We start from the raw sequence: 14,900 nt of genomic DNA on the forward strand, positions 1-14,900 counted from the left end.
GGCCGGGCGGCAGACAGGGGTGGCACCTGCTGGCAGAGCCTGTGTCACAACCCGGTTCGGAGCCGAAAGGCCGGGGGTGAGATCGGTGGAGGGGAGAGGCTACTGGCTGGCGGCTGTGAAGCTACCGTTCAGAGTGCTGACAGAGCTTTGCGGCGCCGTTGCCGCGCGGCTGGCCATCCGTTCCAGATTGACGATGGTCGACAGCATGATCCGGTCGTGGCTCCAATCCGCGGGGCGTTGCAGCAACAGCGCAGTGGCCATAACGGCAATCATCATCACGCCCGAAACCATCCCCCATGCCAGGGTGCTGCCGCGTTGTGGCAACGGCATGGTGACAGTGCGCAGGCGCCGTTCCAGTGCCGAGGATCCGGGGCGGGTCTCGCGGCGATCCACCAAGGCAACAGCAGGGCTGCGGCGGGCAAACAGTACCGGATCGCTGGCGGCCTGCGAACAGGCGCGGATCAGGCATTCGCAATAGCCGCGCAGATCGAAACCGGCCCGGGCCATCAGAGCCTGGTCGCAGGCAAATTCCCGCAACAGGCGGACTTCGCGGCGCCAGACATAGAAGGCGGGGTTCCAGAACAGGAGCGGGCGCAGGACCTCCAGCAGAAATTCGCACTCAATGTCACGCTGGCGGAAATGCTGCAGTTCATGGGCGATTGTCAGGGGCAGGTCCTGTGGTGTGTTGAGCAGCGATGTGGGCAGAACCACATAGCGGTTCCAGATCCCGCGGGTGGAATAGGCCACGCGGGCCTGATCCGACCACATGAGATGTACGCGCCCGATGCGTTTCCAGGCATAGCTTTGCTGCAAGCCGCGTCTGAGCCGCAGGATCGACAGCATCAGCTGCGCCAGGAAGAACAGTGCCCCTGCGCCAAGCCCTGCCAGGACCAGCCGCGCCCAGAGCGTTTGCTGGCTTGTCATGCTGCGCACCAGGTCCTCGCGCAGGCCCAGCAGGTCTTCAAAGCGGGTGGCACTCATGCCGACGTTGCCCTGCAGATATTGCGCCACCAGAAGATCCGACAGGTTCGGCGGGTGGAACAGGACCAGGCTGGTCAGGGCCAGCAGGAGGACCGGCGACAGGGCCAAGAGAAGGGTGACCGTATTCAGCAACCGCAGTTGCGGGCCGTAGGTTGCCCCCAGGCGGCTGCGCGACAGGATCTTGCGGGTGGCATACCACAGCACCGTGCCCGCAATCAGCAACATGTTCAGATCGATATAGGCATTCAGCAGAGCATCAGGTTGCATTGTCCCCCAGCCTTTCCTCCAGAAGCGCCCGCATTTCTTCGAGCATTTCGTCGGTGACCTCCTCATCGTCGACCAGGCGGGCGACAAGCGCCGCAGGCGCGCCGTTGAAGAGTTTGCTCGAAAGGTTTTTCAGCGAGGTTTTCTGGTACTCTGCCTTGGGAACGGCGGGGCGATAGACGAGGGAACGGTCGGCGCGCTCGCTGGTCAGGAAGCCCTTTTGCTCCATAATCTTCAGGACCGTGGCAACGGAGGTATAGGCGCGCTCCTGCGCCTTGTTTAGCTCGGCAAGAATATCGCGCACCGTGCCGCCACCGGTTTCCCAGACAACGGTCATGAACTCCAGCTCCACCTCGGTCAGAAGTGATTTGTCCTGTTTCTTGCGCATGCCTGCCGTGGTCCAGATCCGTCTTGGTCGTTTGACTATGCTAGGGAAAGCGGGGCCTGTTGAAAACTATTTTTTTAGTGGAGCGGCCGCGCGGTTTCAAATTGTGCGCTTCCGCGCGCTTTTTTTCTGCAAGGGGCGCGGCGATGGTCCGACTTCGGCGTCGCCTGTGCCGAAGCGGGGTGTTAGATGCTGAGAAGGCCTTGAGGGGCAGGTCTGCCCTCAAGGCCGATCTTCATTGTGTATTCTGTGGCGCGTCAAGGACAAGCCGCCTTTGGCGGGGCCTGCGGCCTCCTTGACCCGCTAGGGTCAGACTTTCCAGAAACAGAACACGCCCCAGGCTATGGACAGGCCAAGCGGGGTCCAGAGCGGCATGCCCACAAGGCCGAGCCAGGCGAGGAAGATATAGGCGGTACCCAAGAGGCTGATGAACAGCCGGTCGCCACGCGTGGTGGTGAGGCCCAGCACGCCCTTGCGCATGGCGCCGCCGGGGTGGCGGATTTCCAGAACGATCAGCACCGCGATGGCGGAGAAGATACCGATGAAGACCAGGGCCGTCGGCCAGGTCCAGGCCATCCAGGATAGCATGTCAAACCCTCCCCATCGCAAAGCCTTTTGCGATGTAGTTGCGGACGAACCAGATCACGATGGCGCCCGGAATGATGGTCAAAGTTCCCGCTGCCGCCAGAAGGCCCAGCTCGTAGCCGGCGCTGGACGCGGTCTTGGTCATGGTGGCGGCGATGGGTTTTGCGGCCACCGCCGTGAGGGTCTTGGCCAGCAGCAGCTCGACCCAAGAGAACATGAAGCAGAAGAAGGCCGCGACACCGACCCCCGCCTTGATCGCTGGGATGAAGATCACCACGAAGAACCGCGGGAAGGAGTAGCCATCCACGTAAGCCGTCTCATCCAGTTCTTTAGGGACGCCGCCCATGAAGCCTTCGAGGATCCAGACCGCCAGCGGGATATTGAACAGGCAGTGCGCCAGGGCGACGGCGAGGTGCGTGTCGAACAGCCCGACAGCGGAATAGAGCTGGAAGAAGGGCAGGGCGAAAACCGCCGCAGGCGCCATCCGGTTGGTCAAGAGCCAGAAGAACAGCTGCTTGTCGCCCAGAAAGCGGTAGCGGCTGAAGGCATAGGCGGCGGGCAGGGCCACCGCGACCGAGATCACGGTGTTGATCGACACATAAAGGATCGAGTTGATATAGCCCCAGTACCAGGTCGGATCGGTGAAGATCGTCCGGTAATTCTCCAGCGTGAAGGTCTGGGGAAACAGGGAGAACCCCGCGAGGATCTCATTGGTTGTCTTAAAGCTCATCGCCACCAGCCAGTAGATCGGCAGCATGAGAAACAGGATATAGACGATGGGAACGATGGATCTTTTTTGCACGTTTCCCTCCCTTAGTTCAGGTCATCCTTGGTCATCAGCGTGTAAAACAGCCAGCTGACGAGCAGGGTGATGGCAAAATAGATGAGCGACATGGCGGCGGCGGGACCAAGGTCGAACTGACCAAGCGCGATTTTCACAAGGTCGATTGACAGAAGCGTGGTGGAGTTGCCGGGGCCGCCTCCGGTCAGGACGAAGGGCTCGGTGTAGATGTTGAAACTGTCCATGAACCGCAGAAGGATCGCGATGGTCAGAACGGTCTTCATCTTGGGCAGCTGGATGAAGCGGAACACAGCCCAGTTGGAGGCGCCGTCGATCTTGGCCGCCTGGTAATAGGCGTCGGGGATCGACACGAGGCCGGCATAGCTGAGCAGTACCACAAGCGAGGTCCAGTGCCAGACATCCATGGTGACGATGGTGACCCAGGCTGCAACAGGATCCTGTGTCATGTCGTAGTTGATGCCCAGGACATGGTTCAGGGCATACCCAAGAAGGCCGATATCGGGCAGGGTAAAGATGTTCCACATGGCGCCGACCACGTTCCAGGGGATCAGCATCGGCAGAGCCATCAGCACCAGGCAGACCGGCACCCAGAATCCCTTGCGTGGCATCGACAGGGCAATGGCGATGCCCAGCGGCACCTCGATCACCAGGATCAGGAAGGTGAACAGGAACTGGCGGCCAAGCGCATCATGGAACCGCTCCGAGCGCAGGATCTGCTGGAACCAGTCCAGCCCCTGCCAGAAGAAGACGTTATCGCCGAATGTCTCCTGCACCGAATAGTTGACCACCGTCATCATCGGGATCAGCGCGTTGAAGGCGACAAGCGCCAGCACCGGCAGGACGAACAGCCAGGCTTTCTGGTTTTCGGTCTTCATGCCGCGGCCTCCTCTGGGGTGGTGGCGAGCCAGCCATCGACATAAAGCCGGGTCTGATCGCGTCGGAACTCAAGATGTACGGAGGCGCCTTTTTCCGGTGCGCCCCCTTCGATGATGGCGTTGATGCGTTCACCGCCCGCCGTGCATTCCACAACCGTGTGGCGGCCGACGTCAGAGACCTTGGTGACAGTTGCGGGCAGGCCGCTGTCGGCAAGACAAACGAATTCGGGGCGGATGCCGATCTCTGTCTTGCCTTGCGGTGTGCCTTGTATCGGGCCTTCCAGGGCAATCGCCTGATCGGCAAAACGCGCCTGGCCTTCCACCAGGGAGCAGGGCAGGATGTTCATCCCCGGCGAGCCGATGAAGTGACCGACAAAGGTATGCGCGGGGCGTTCGAACAGTTCGACCGGCGTGCCGACCTGCACCACCTCGCCCAGCTGCATCACCACCACCTGATCGGCAAAGGTGAGCGCCTCGGTCTGGTCGTGGGTGACGTAGATCATGGTTGCCTTCACGCGCTGGTGCAGCTCTTTCAGCTTGGAACGCAGCTTCCATTTCAGATGCGGGTCGATCACCGTCAGCGGCTCGTCGAACATCACCACATTGACGTCCTCACGCACCAATCCGCGCCCCATCGAGATTTTTTGCTTGGTATCGGGGCTGAGGCCCGCGGCGCGGGTATTCAGCATCTCGGTCAGCTCCAGCATCTCGGCAATGGCGGTGACGCGGGTCCTGACCGTGGCTTCGTCCCTTCCGCGATTGCGCAGGGGGAAGGCCAGGTTGTCGTAGACCGTCATGGTGTCGTAGATCACCGGGAACTGGAACACCTGCGCAATGTTGCGCTGATCGGGCGGCAGGGTGGTGACGTCACGATCATCGAACAGGATCTTGCCGTCCGAGGGCACCAGAAGCCCGGAGATGATGTTGAGCAGGGTGGATTTGCCGCAACCCGAAGGACCAAGCAGCGCATAGGCGCCGCCATCGGACCAGTCGAGATCGATCTCCTTGAGCGCATAGTCGGACTCAGGACCCGGGTTCGGCAGATAGCTGTGACGCAGCTTTGAAAGTGTAATCTTGGCCATGTCTTGCCTCACGCCACGCGGGAGCCATCGGGGGCAAAGACATAGGCCGCCGAAGGATCCATATAGAAATCATGCATTTCGCCAACCTCATAGGGGTGAACACCTGCCGAAAGGCTGACCCAGCTGTCGTTTGTTCCGGGCAGTCCCAGGTCGAAATGCGCGCTGCTTTCAGAGCCTGAAAGCTCGGTCACCTGCACGCGGCCCGCGATGCGCACCGCGGGGCCTGTGCCTGCGAAGGGCAGCACGTGGTGGGGGCGGATTGCGATGGTGTAGGTCCCATCGCGCAGATCCGCAGCCGCACCATCCAGCAGCCAGGACACATCCCGCGTCAGCCGCGCCGTGTTGCCCTCTTTCTGGATCTCGGCGGTGTTGATGGGCGGGTCCGAGAATACGCGTGCCGCCTCCACATTGGCCGGATTGCGGTAGATATCTGCCGTTGCGCCGAACTGGGTCACGCGCCCATCGCGCATCAGCGCCGTCTTGCCACCCAGCAGAAGCGCCTCTTCCGGTTCCGAGGTGGCATAGACCACGACCGCGCCGCGCCCGGCAAACAGGTCGGGCAGTTGGTCACGCAGCTCTTCGCGCAGCTTGTAGTCGAGGTTGGCCAGGGGTTCGTCGAGGAAGACCGCACGGCTTTCCTTGGCGATGGCGCGAGCCAGGGCGCAGCGCTGCTGTTGCCCGCCCGACAGTTCATGCGGGCGGCGGTGCAGCATGGGGCGCAGCTGCAGGATATCGGCAGCCTCTTCCACGCGGCCCTCAATCTCGGACTTCGCCATGCCTGCAACCTTCAGCGGGGAGGCAATATTGTCGAAGACCGTCATGTGCGGGTAGTTGATGAAAAACTGGTGCACCAGGCTGATGTTGCGTTTCTGCGTGCTGAGGCGGGTCACGTCCTGCCCGTCCATCCAGACAGAGCCGCTGGCCATCGGATCCAGCCCGGCCATCAGCTTGATGAGCGAGGTCTTTCCCGACCCGGTGGCGCCCAGAAGGACGTTGAAGTGACCGCTGTCCAGCACCAGGGAAGTCTCCTTGATGTGCTCGACCGCGCCGACGCGCTTGGTCACGTTTTTGAGTTCAAGTGCCATCTTGATAAGGCTTTCCGGCATTGTGGGCCGCAGACCACCAGATGCGGTGAGGTCGGCAGCATCCCCTGCACGACGGCAAGGGGGAGGTGTCGTATGTTGGGATAAAGACCCCGGAGCATCGCGGGGGAGGCTCCGGGGCGGGGTGCCGGGTCCGGCACGCGGTGTCGCGTTCAAGACCCGGCGGGGAGAGGCGCCTTACTGCTTGGCCCAGCGGGCGACCAGCGCGTCATAGTTGACGGTCTGGCCCATGGGCTTTTCGTTCTCCAGCTTCGGCTTGGCACCGCCGTTGGCGAACCACCACTCGGCGGGCTTTTCCTCGTTCAGACGCGGGCCGCAGCCGCCGTAGATGTTCGCCTGTTCATCCGCACGCTGCATCCGGGCCATGGTGATATCCATCTCCTCGGCCAGGCGGTCCATGGCTTCCTGCGGGGTGAAGGCGCCGGAGTTCACGTCACCGATCTGCTGCCACCAAATCTGGGCGAGCTTCGGATAATCCGGCACGTTCACGCCGGTGGGCGACCAGGCTACGCGGTCGGGCGAGCGGTAGAATTCCACCAGGCCACCCAGCTTCGGCGCACGCTCGGTAAAGCTTGCGTGGTTGACCGAACTGTCGCGGATGAAGGTCAGACCAACGTGCGACTTCTTCACGTCCACGGTCTTGGAGACCACGAACTGCGCATAGAGCCATGCAGCCTGGGCGCGGTCCAGCGGCGTGGACTTGAGGAAGGTCCAGGAGCCAACGTCCTGATAACCGACCTTCTGGCCTTCTTCCCAATAGGGGCCATGCGGCGAGGGGGCCATGCGCCACAGCGGCGTACCGCTGTCATCCACTGTGTTGTTGCCTTCGGATTTCGGCTTCACCATGTCGGCGGTGAAGGCGGTGTACCAGAAGATCTGCTGGGCCACGTTGCCTTGCGCCAGCGCGGGCAGGGACTGGTAGAAGTCATAAGACGCCGCACCCGGAGGCGCATAGTTGCGCAGCCATTCATCCCACTTGCGGATCGCATAGACCGCAGCCGGACCGTTGGCCGCACCGCCCCGGGTGACGCTTGCGCCCTGCGGGTTACAGGTGCCCGCTTCCATGCGGATGCCCCATTCGTCGATCGGGATCCCGTTCGGTTCCCCCCTGGAGCCGGCACCGGCCATCGACAACCAGGCATCGGTCATCCGCCAGCCAAGGTCGGGTGCGCGTTTGCCGTAGTCCATGTGGCCGTAGATATCGACGCCATCGATGTTCTTCACGTCTTCGGAAAAGAACTCGGCGATGTCCTCATAGGCGGACCAGTTGACCGGAACCCCCAGGTCGTAACCGTATTTCGCCTTGAAGGCGGCCTGCAGGTCTTCGCGGTCGAACCAGTCCTTGCGGAACCAGTAGAGGTTGGCGAACTGCTGATCGGGCAACTGGTAGAGGTCGCCGTCCGGACCGGTGGTGAACTGGGTGCCCATGAAGTCATCCAGGTCCAGGCCGGGGTTGGTGACGCCCGCAAAATCGCCTGCCATCATGTCCGTCAGGTTGTAGGCCAGTTGCAGACGCGAATGGGTGCCGATCAGGTCGGAATCATTGACATAGGCGTCATAGAGGTTCCGCTTGGTTTGCATCTGGGTCTGAACCGCCTGCACCACCTCGCCTTCGCCAAGGATCTGGTGATTGACCTTGATCCCGGTGATCTCCTCGAACGCCTTGGTCAGCACTTCGGATTCATAGCTGTGCGTGGGAATGCCCTCGGACAGCACGTTGATCTCCATGCCCTTGTAAGGCTCAGCCGCCTGAATGAACCACTGCATCTCTGACAGTTGCTCGTCCTTGCTGAGCGCCGAGGGTTGGAATTCTTCATCGATCCACTTCTTGGCAGCGGCCTCATCGGCATAGGCTGCCTGTCCCGCAACCACGGCGCAAACCGCTGCTGCGGACAAAAGATACTTGCGCATCTTTCTCCTCCCTAAAGTCGTTATGGTCAGCTGTGCGTTAAATGCACCTGACTGCATCAGAGGTTTCACAGGGCGCGGCATTTTGTCAAACTAAAAAATTAGTAATTATGTAAGTACATGACATAATTGTGATTATTCTTGATTTTGGTGTCGCGTTTTTATGCCGCGTTTGCATCATCCCTGTGCCGCATCGCGGCAAGTCGCGCCTCCAATGTCTCTGCCACCCGGGGCGGTGCGTGGAGGTTTTTTTTCGTCGCGGGTCGCTGTCTTTGCCGCTATGGAGTGGACCATGACAGATACAGAGACATTCGAGATCTTCCTGACCGTGGCGCCTGGGCTGGAGCAGATGCTGCTGGCAGAGGTGCGCGACTTGCAATTCGCCGATCCCAAGGCGGTGCCCGGCGGCGTCATCGTGACCGGTGGTTGGACGGATGTCTGGCGCGCCAACCTGTGCTTGCGCGGCGCGGCGCGGGTGCTGGCGCGGATCGGTGAATTCCGGGCTTTTCACCTGGCGCAGCTGGACAAGCGCGCCCGCAAATTCCCCTGGTCCGATGTCCTGCGTGCCGATGTGCCCGTGCGGGTCGAGGTGGCAACCAACAAGAAATCCAAGATCTACCATGCAGGGGCCGCCGCCCAGCGGATCGAGCGCGCTCTGGCCGAGGAGCTGGGTGTCACCATCGTGCCCCCCAACGCGACTGAGGCGCAAAGCAGCGCCAGCGTGACCCTGAAATGCCGGATCGAGGACAATCTCTGTGTCTTCAGCGTCGACACCTCGGGCGAGGGGCTGCACAAGCGGGGCCACAAGTCGGCCGTCGGCAAGGCGCCGATGCGCGAAACCCTGGCGGCCTTGTTCCTGCGGCAATGCGGTTATGACGGGACTGAAACCGTGGTGGATCCCATGTGCGGCTCTGGCACCTTCGTGATCGAAGCGGCCGAGATGGCGCTGGGGCTGATGCCGGGGCGCAGTCGCAGCTTTGCCTTTGAACATTTGGCCACATTCGACGCCAAAGCCTGGGAGGAGATGCGCGCTGCAAGCTCCACGGGGCAGACCGCTGTGACCTTTTACGGATCTGACCGGAATGCGGGCGCGGTAGAGATGGCCACGGCGAATGCCGCGCGCGCCGGTGTCGAGGGCTGCACAGCCTTTTCGCAACAGGCGGTCAGCGATCTGCAACCTCCCGAGGGCGCGCCGGGACTGGTGATCGTCAATCCGCCCTATGGGGCGCGGATCGGCAACAAGAAGCTGTTGTTTGCGCTTTATGGCGCTCTTGGGAAGACCTTGAAGGAGCGGTTCTCGGGCTGGCGTGTCGGCATCGTGACCAGCGACGCGGCCCTGGCAAAGGCGACAGAGCTGCCGTTTCTGCCCAATGGGGCGCCGGTCGCCCATGGCGGGCTGAAGATCCGGCTCTACCGCACCGATCCTCTGCCCTGAGGGCGGGCGCGTGATACTGGCCCGCACCTGCTATTGATCGTGGTAAAGGCGGTGGGATTGTTGCAATCATGGCTGAGACGCCATCCTGAGCCAATGGCTCAGGGGGCAATTATATTGGAGCCTCGCCATGAGCACATTCGACGAAGACCTGTTTCTTAAAGGGCTTGAACAGCGCCGCGCCACGCTGGGCGCCGAATATGTGGATGCAAACCTCGCCGCTGCCGATGAGTTCACGCGCCCCTTTCAGGAGGCGATGACCGCCTGGTGCTGGGGATTTGGCTGGGGGGACGATGTGATCGACGCCAAGACACGGTCGATGATGAACCTGTCGATGATCGGTGCGCTGGGCAAGATGCATGAATGGGAGGTGCACTGCAAAGGTGCGCTGACCAATGGCGTGAACCAGGAGGAGCTGCGCGCCATCATTCATGTGATCGGCATCTACTGCGGCGTACCCCAGGCCCTGGAGTGTTTCCGTGTGGCCCGTAAAGTCCTGGCAGAGGCCGGGGCGGCAGAATGAAGCGGATGCCCTGTCCCGTGATCTTGGGGTGCTCAGGATTGTCTTGGCTTAGCCAGGGCCTTAGGCAGCTTAGCCTTGTGCTGCCCGTTTGCCTGCTGATGGGGGGCGGGCCCGTTTGGTCCCAGGATCGCGCGGCTGTCGAGCGCCAGTTTCAAACCTGGCTGAACCGGGACATTTGGCCCGAGGCCCAGAGGGCAGGGGTCTCGCCGCGCACCTTTGAGGCGGCCTTTGATGGGGTGCAGCTGAACTGGAAGCTGCCGGATCTTGTGCCCCCCGGCAGCGCGCCCAAGCCACCGAAGAAACAACGACAGGCCGAATTCGGAAGCCCGGGGAAATACTTCAACCGTGGGTCGGTCGATGGGGCGACCTCGGTCGGAAAGCAGATGGCGCGCCGCCACAAATCTGTGTTGGACCGGGTCGCGCGGCAAACCGGGGTGCCGTGGCGGATCATCCTGGCGATCTGGGGCCGCGAAAGCGCCTATGGCCGCGTCGCCATTCCCCATGATGCCTTTGAGGTTCTGGGCACCAAGGCCTTCATGAGCACGCGTGCCGGTTATTTCCGAGAGGAGCTGATCGCAGCGCTGCAGATCGCCGAGGCGGGGCACGCCCCGGCGCGCGCCATGAAAAGCAGCTGGGCCGGGGCGCTGGGGCAGCCGCAGTTCATGCCATCGAACTACCTGAAATATGCCCGTGACGGCGATGGCGACGGCCATGCCGATATCTGGTCGTCCGAGGCGGATACCATCGCCTCGATCGGGGCCTACCTGCAGCGCCACGGCTGGCAGACGGGTCGGGATTGGGGGTTCGAAGTGCATGTGCCCGATGCGGTCTCCTGCACCCTGGAAGGCCCCGATCAGGGGCGCTCGATTGCCGAATGGGCCGAACTGGGGATCACGCGCGTCTCTGGCCGCCCCTTCCCCAAGCATGAACTGCAAGGGGAGGGGTATCTCCTGTTTCCTGCCGGGCGCCACGGGCCTGCCTTTGTGGTGACGCCGAATTTCTACGTTTTGAAAGACTACAACATGAGCGATCTCTACGCCCTGTTCGTGGGCCATGTGGGGGACCGCATCCAGTTCGGAGTGGGTGACTTCTCTGCATCCTGGGGCGCGGTTGGCGGGCTGCTGCGCTCGGATGTGGCGGCCATGCAGCGGGTGCTGGAGAGCCAGGGCCATGATGTTGGCGGCGCCGATGGTCTGGCCGGTTTCAAGACGCGCCGCTCCATCGGGCGTTGGCAAGAGGCCAGAGGAGACGCCGCGACCTGTTTTCCCGATCCAACGATCAAGGCGGCTCTTGTGCGCTAGTCACCTGTCTTTGGCGAGAATCCCGGGTCCATCTAACGCATGATGTCGCCACGAGAATTTCTGAGTTGTGCGATTTTTTTTGTGGAAAACCCGATCCAGCCGATTTTCCCGCTTGACCGCACCCGCGCCATTCCTTAAATCGCCTCCACACAGCGAGTGGCGGAGTAGCTCAGCTGGTTAGAGCAGCGGAATCATAATCCGCGTGTCGGGGGTTCAAGTCCCTCCTCCGCTACCATAAAACACTGTAAGAAAACGATTATTCAGGATCGTTTGCCAGTGACGAAGCCTTCAGATAAGTTACACACTGTTACACACTGATCAGGACGTGACGAGTGTCTGGAAATTCTCAGAATCAAATCTCTAAGCTGAAGCACATCAGATCTGGCCTCGCGATCTATCAAACTGGTCGCAGTCCGTACTGGTACGTGCGGCTCTGGGATCCGGTTGCGAAAAGATACGTCCGTAAATCGTCTAAAGAAACCAGCCGGATAGAGGCGACAGAAGCGGCAATTGAGTTCGCAGACTCGTATCGAAAAAATGTAGATCCGACGCTTGCTGCCGCGAAGGATAGGAGTTTCGAGGCTTATGCGCGCAGGCTTGACGCGTACAACAAGGCCAGCGGAGGGAGTAAGCGAAGCTACTCCGATGGGCACAAGATCTTGTTTCGTGAGGGCGATGGCCTAATCTCATATTTCGGCAAGTACGATGTTGGGAAGATCACTTCGGGCGAGATGCGGGACTACCTTGTTCATCTAGATTCACGTCGTCCCAAGCCGCTCGCGAACTCCACCAAGGCCAAGCAATGCATGATGGTGCGCTCGGTGCTTCGGCTGGCTTTCGAGGACGGCTTGATCGACAAGTTGCCGGAAACGCCTAAGCTCAAGACCGTGGACAAGCCGCGCGTGACCTTCTCAGAGAAGGAATACAAAAAGTTCATGACGGTGGCGCGGAAGTGTGCGGAACGCGGTGATGTAGTGCGTGGCGTCAAGATAACCCACAAGCATGTTCACCTCTTTGCGTTCATTGTGCACAGCTTCCTGCGACCCACGGAGAAGGAACTGTTCGGCCTTCGGCACGGTGACGTCGAAGTCCGTAGCAATCCTACTCACTTGGTGATCGATGTGCACGGTGGAAAAACAGGTTTTCGCAAGGCTGCGACACTGTCATTCGCCGTCCTATTGTACAATGGTACTTACATGTCGATGACCACGCCTGACCCGGATCAGTATGTCTTTATGCCAGAATATAAGAATAGAGCGACTGCAATCGCTACGGCGCGCAGGATTTTCAATCATGTTCTTGATCAGGCCGGACTGAAATTCGACACAAACGGAAATGCACGGTCTCCGTACTCTCTGCGGCATTTCGCTTTTCAAGCACGGCTTCGCGGGTCGAAAGGCCACGTGAATATCTACTGGCTCGCGCAGAATGCCGGGACGAGTGTTGAGCAACTGGAGCGGTTCTATCTTAAAAACATGGAGTTGAGTGCTCAGCAGGTTCAAAACCTTCAGACGTTGGGTGACGAGGGGTGAGGATGGCTAGAACCGCTATCACTAATAGGGTTGATTGAAGAGCGGTGTCCCTCCAGGGACATGTGTGCATTCAGCCCGAAGGAGACGTTGCGACGTGCCAGAAAATTAACATACAAGGGCTTATGTGCCTAAACTCTTAAAATTACTGAGTATCGCTCATAAATCGTGGTACAAGTTTGTCGAGCCACGATATGAACGAATACGGGGAAGTTTAAATGAGCACAGTCGAAGGCATTTATACTGCGTACCTCACCGGGGCGGCCGGGCAGGGAATGGCCATGTTTGTATTTAAGGATGGCAAAATTGCAGGTGCAGATATTGCTGGACTGACTTTTGCAGGAAGCTACGAATTGAAAGAAACGCGATTAGTCGGAGAAGTGCGATACCGAATGCCCGCCGGATCAGTTTCCATCACAGGCGCTTCTTTTCAACAGGATTCTGACAGCATCGTGGTCCCGTTGTCTCTGCCGGAAGCTATTGACCCGAACGAAACCTACAGAGTTGATACCCCAATCGGCCCCTTGAACGCGAAGTTTGTGAAAAACGTCTCGCTTGGAGACAACGATGCAGACTGAAGTTTGGTACGCGCTTGCAACTCTTGCGGCGATTGCGCTTGGCCCCATCATTGCTGTGATTGTGACACGTATGCTTGACCGCGCAGCGGAAAAGCGGCGTCGCAGGCTGGATGTGTTCCGAAACCTGATGCAAACGCGAGGTGTCCGTCTTGATCCCGTTCACGTTGCAGCTCTGAACGTAGTTGAAATTGAGTTCTACAAAGACAAAGATGTTAGAAGGGCGTTTCAATCATATATTCAGCACCTTAGCGCACCGATGCCCGTTGTTGCAGAGCAAGACAGGTTCTTTGAACAACGATCCGACCTGTTCATGCATTTGCTTTCCGAGATAGGCTCCTCTGTGGGTTTCACCTTTGACAAGCGCGACCTTGAACGGCTGAGCTATGTGCCTCAAGGCTGGGACAGCGATCAAAACACGCAGCGCCGAAATGCCGAAATGCTCGGCCAATTGTTGGCTGGTCAGAGAGCTATACCCATTACCCATTTTACGGGAGGTCAAAGCCCATACCCTGAGCCCCCACAGATTGAACCACCAAAGGTGTCAGAGCATGACGCCCAATTTTGATCTGATACGGTAGGAGGCTCGAATCTGCAGGAGCTGCGGAAGTCGGTTGATAGAGGTGTTTGACAATGAGTTTTTGGCGGAAGGATTTCTCCACCGATGAAATCAACCACGTCCTAGAGCAACTGAAGCCACTTCGCAGAATTTCAGACGATGGAAAAGTTTCTTTGGAGGGCGCAGGAAACGTCGACATGTATACTGCGTTTCTTGTCTCAGCGGTTGGTTTCGATATCCGAACTGACGCATTGAAAGCCCGAGTAGTACGAAGTGCATTGTTCTCGCCAGACCTGAAGGTTGACTTCAGAGAGAAGGACTTCCGCGACGTCGTTTATAGATTGCGACACAAGTATCAAGTCGATGACGTCAAGCCGTATAAAGTTGTTTTCCCATTGTGGAATACACCGCCTTTCCTTACGGGGGTGAGAAAAGCCCAAGACGTAACAATTAACTTTTCACCATCGATAGCAACGCGGCTGTTCAAAAAGATTATGCTAGAGCGCGACGATCAAAGATCAGATCGCCACTATATGACGTTCTTCTCGGATGCACGGGTTTCAGAACTACGCGGGTGTTCAGCTTGCGTGGCTCACGTCGTGGCCCACAACCCGGCAGATGCCCACGAACGCGCATCTGAAGCACTTTACGAAGTCCTTGGGTTGCTGAACTTAGCAAAGGACGGCGGGAAATATTGGCGAATGTCATCCCGGATTGGTGGTAAGCTACCCGTCGCTGATGTGTTGATAGGTCCGCACACCACGACGCATAACGTAGACGGCTCTTTGACCCACGATGGTTTCTGGCATGAAAATTGGGTAGGCGGGCCAAGTAAGGAAAAGCTCTCCCAAGAACACCTTGACTCTTGGGAGAAGCGTTACAAGCAGCTTTCTAAGGGCGTTGTGCAGTCCCCTTGGTCTCAGGGGAATCGCATATGGCGGTGACGAGCTGACAGGCGCGTCTTGCGGCTGACACCGGGATGGATTCTGATGGTGG

General features: G+C 59.5%; 15 protein-coding genes and 1 tRNA gene. 8 read left to right on the plus strand and 8 right to left on the minus strand.

Going from position 1 to position 14,900, the window contains the following annotated elements:
• Positions 1–99 precede the first annotated feature (99 nt).
• The 8 genes from PXK01_RS10060 to PXK01_RS10095 form a co-directional block, all read right to left on the minus strand.
• Positions 100–1,248: a M56 family metallopeptidase gene (locus PXK01_RS10060; protein ID WP_274847141.1), complete on the minus strand. Its 1,149-nt coding sequence runs from the start codon at positions 1,246–1,248 to the stop codon at positions 100–102.
• On the minus strand, positions 1,238–1,633 hold the full coding sequence (locus tag PXK01_RS10065; RefSeq protein WP_274847140.1) for a BlaI/MecI/CopY family transcriptional regulator: 396 nt from the start codon (positions 1,631–1,633) through the stop codon (positions 1,238–1,240). The genes PXK01_RS10060 and PXK01_RS10065 overlap by 11 nt, the downstream gene beginning before the upstream one ends.
• 306 nt (positions 1,634–1,939) lie before the next feature.
• Positions 1,940–2,218: a DUF2160 domain-containing protein gene (locus PXK01_RS10070; protein ID WP_274859878.1), complete on the minus strand. Its 279-nt coding sequence runs from the start codon at positions 2,216–2,218 to the stop codon at positions 1,940–1,942.
• A 1-nt stretch (position 2,219) separates the two neighbouring features.
• Positions 2,220–3,017 carry a carbohydrate ABC transporter permease gene (locus PXK01_RS10075; RefSeq protein ID WP_274847138.1) on the minus strand — a complete coding sequence of 266 codons (798 nt, stop codon included), beginning with the start codon at positions 3,015–3,017 and terminating at the stop codon, positions 2,220–2,222.
• Between the two features lie 11 nt (positions 3,018–3,028).
• Entirely contained in the window at positions 3,029–3,892 is an 864-nt protein-coding gene (locus PXK01_RS10080) for a carbohydrate ABC transporter permease (protein WP_274847137.1), read from the minus strand.
• Entirely contained in the window at positions 3,889–4,974 is a 1,086-nt protein-coding gene (locus PXK01_RS10085) for an ABC transporter ATP-binding protein (RefSeq protein WP_274859879.1), read from the minus strand. The genes PXK01_RS10080 and PXK01_RS10085 overlap by 4 nt, the downstream gene beginning before the upstream one ends.
• Before the next feature lie 8 nt (positions 4,975–4,982).
• The gene (locus PXK01_RS10090) at positions 4,983–6,059 is read right to left on the minus strand and encodes an ABC transporter ATP-binding protein (RefSeq protein WP_274859880.1); all 1,077 of its coding nucleotides are present in this window, start codon (positions 6,057–6,059) and stop codon (positions 4,983–4,985) included.
• A gap of 195 nt (positions 6,060–6,254) precedes the next feature.
• A complete protein-coding gene (locus tag PXK01_RS10095) occupies positions 6,255–7,988 on the minus strand; it encodes an ABC transporter substrate-binding protein (RefSeq protein WP_274847134.1) in 1,734 nt (577 codons plus the stop codon).
• A 289-nt stretch (positions 7,989–8,277) separates the two neighbouring features.
• On the opposite strand from PXK01_RS10095, the gene PXK01_RS10100 reads away from it, so the two are divergent.
• The 8 genes from PXK01_RS10100 to PXK01_RS10135 all read left to right on the plus strand — a co-directional run bounded on the left by PXK01_RS10100 (position 8,278) and on the right by PXK01_RS10135 (position 14,848).
• Positions 8,278–9,420 (plus strand): THUMP domain-containing class I SAM-dependent RNA methyltransferase, encoded by a 1,143-nt coding sequence (locus tag PXK01_RS10100; RefSeq protein ID WP_274859881.1) that lies wholly within the window; start codon positions 8,278–8,280, stop codon positions 9,418–9,420.
• A 127-nt stretch (positions 9,421–9,547) separates the two neighbouring features.
• Positions 9,548–9,940 carry a carboxymuconolactone decarboxylase family protein gene (locus PXK01_RS10105; protein WP_274847132.1) on the plus strand — a complete coding sequence of 131 codons (393 nt, stop codon included), beginning with the start codon at positions 9,548–9,550 and terminating at the stop codon, positions 9,938–9,940.
• Between the two features lie 98 nt (positions 9,941–10,038).
• A complete protein-coding gene (locus PXK01_RS10110; RefSeq protein ID WP_274859892.1) occupies positions 10,039–11,241 on the plus strand; it encodes a lytic murein transglycosylase in 1,203 nt (400 codons plus the stop codon).
• A gap of 158 nt (positions 11,242–11,399) precedes the next feature.
• Positions 11,400–11,476, plus strand: a tRNA-Met gene (locus tag PXK01_RS10115).
• A 97-nt stretch (positions 11,477–11,573) separates the two neighbouring features.
• The gene (locus PXK01_RS10120; RefSeq protein WP_274859882.1) at positions 11,574–12,773 is read left to right on the plus strand and encodes a tyrosine-type recombinase/integrase; all 1,200 of its coding nucleotides are present in this window, start codon (positions 11,574–11,576) and stop codon (positions 12,771–12,773) included.
• Between the two features lie 215 nt (positions 12,774–12,988).
• Entirely contained in the window at positions 12,989–13,348 is a 360-nt protein-coding gene (locus tag PXK01_RS10125; protein WP_274859883.1) for a hypothetical protein, read from the plus strand.
• Positions 13,338–13,913 (plus strand): DUF6680 family protein, encoded by a 576-nt coding sequence (locus tag PXK01_RS10130; RefSeq protein WP_274859884.1) that lies wholly within the window; start codon positions 13,338–13,340, stop codon positions 13,911–13,913. The genes PXK01_RS10125 and PXK01_RS10130 overlap by 11 nt, the downstream gene beginning before the upstream one ends.
• 65 nt (positions 13,914–13,978) lie before the next feature.
• Positions 13,979–14,848, plus strand: a complete 870-nt coding sequence (locus tag PXK01_RS10135) for a hypothetical protein (protein ID WP_274859885.1) — start codon at positions 13,979–13,981, stop codon at positions 14,846–14,848.
• The last annotated feature ends 52 nt before the right edge of the window (positions 14,849–14,900 follow it).

Origin of the sequence: Phaeobacter sp. PT47_59 (assembly GCF_028890025.1) — a bacterium.
Classification (GTDB): Bacteria; Pseudomonadota; Alphaproteobacteria; order Rhodobacterales; family Rhodobacteraceae; genus Phycobacter.

What these genes read in the sequence shown, in the direction of transcription:
- PXK01_RS10105 (WP_274847132.1), top strand. Translation starts at nt 9,548, where the DNA reads ATGAGCACATTCGACGAAGACCTGTTTCTTAAAGGGCTTGAACAGCGC.
- PXK01_RS10125 (WP_274859883.1), top strand. Translation starts at nt 12,989, where the DNA reads ATGAGCACAGTCGAAGGCATTTATACTGCGTACCTCACCGGGGCGGCC.
- PXK01_RS10130 (WP_274859884.1), top strand. Translation starts at nt 13,338, where the DNA reads ATGCAGACTGAAGTTTGGTACGCGCTTGCAACTCTTGCGGCGATTGCG.
- PXK01_RS10095 (WP_274847134.1), bottom strand. Translation starts at nt 7,988, where the DNA reads ATGCGCAAGTATCTTTTGTCCGCAGCAGCGGTTTGCGCCGTGGTTGCG.
- PXK01_RS10065 (WP_274847140.1), bottom strand. Translation starts at nt 1,633, where the DNA reads ATGCGCAAGAAACAGGACAAATCACTTCTGACCGAGGTGGAGCTGGAG.
- PXK01_RS10080 (WP_274847137.1), bottom strand. Translation starts at nt 3,892, where the DNA reads ATGAAGACCGAAAACCAGAAAGCCTGGCTGTTCGTCCTGCCGGTGCTG.
- PXK01_RS10100 (WP_274859881.1), top strand. Translation starts at nt 8,278, where the DNA reads ATGACAGATACAGAGACATTCGAGATCTTCCTGACCGTGGCGCCTGGG.
- PXK01_RS10090 (WP_274859880.1), bottom strand. Translation starts at nt 6,059, where the DNA reads ATGGCACTTGAACTCAAAAACGTGACCAAGCGCGTCGGCGCGGTCGAG.
- PXK01_RS10085 (WP_274859879.1), bottom strand. Translation starts at nt 4,974, where the DNA reads ATGGCCAAGATTACACTTTCAAAGCTGCGTCACAGCTATCTGCCGAAC.
- PXK01_RS10110 (WP_274859892.1), top strand. Translation starts at nt 10,039, where the DNA reads ATGGGGGGCGGGCCCGTTTGGTCCCAGGATCGCGCGGCTGTCGAGCGC.
- PXK01_RS10060 (WP_274847141.1), bottom strand. Translation starts at nt 1,248, where the DNA reads ATGCAACCTGATGCTCTGCTGAATGCCTATATCGATCTGAACATGTTG.
- PXK01_RS10070 (WP_274859878.1), bottom strand. Translation starts at nt 2,218, where the DNA reads ATGCTATCCTGGATGGCCTGGACCTGGCCGACGGCCCTGGTCTTCATC.
- PXK01_RS10135 (WP_274859885.1), top strand. Translation starts at nt 13,979, where the DNA reads ATGAGTTTTTGGCGGAAGGATTTCTCCACCGATGAAATCAACCACGTC.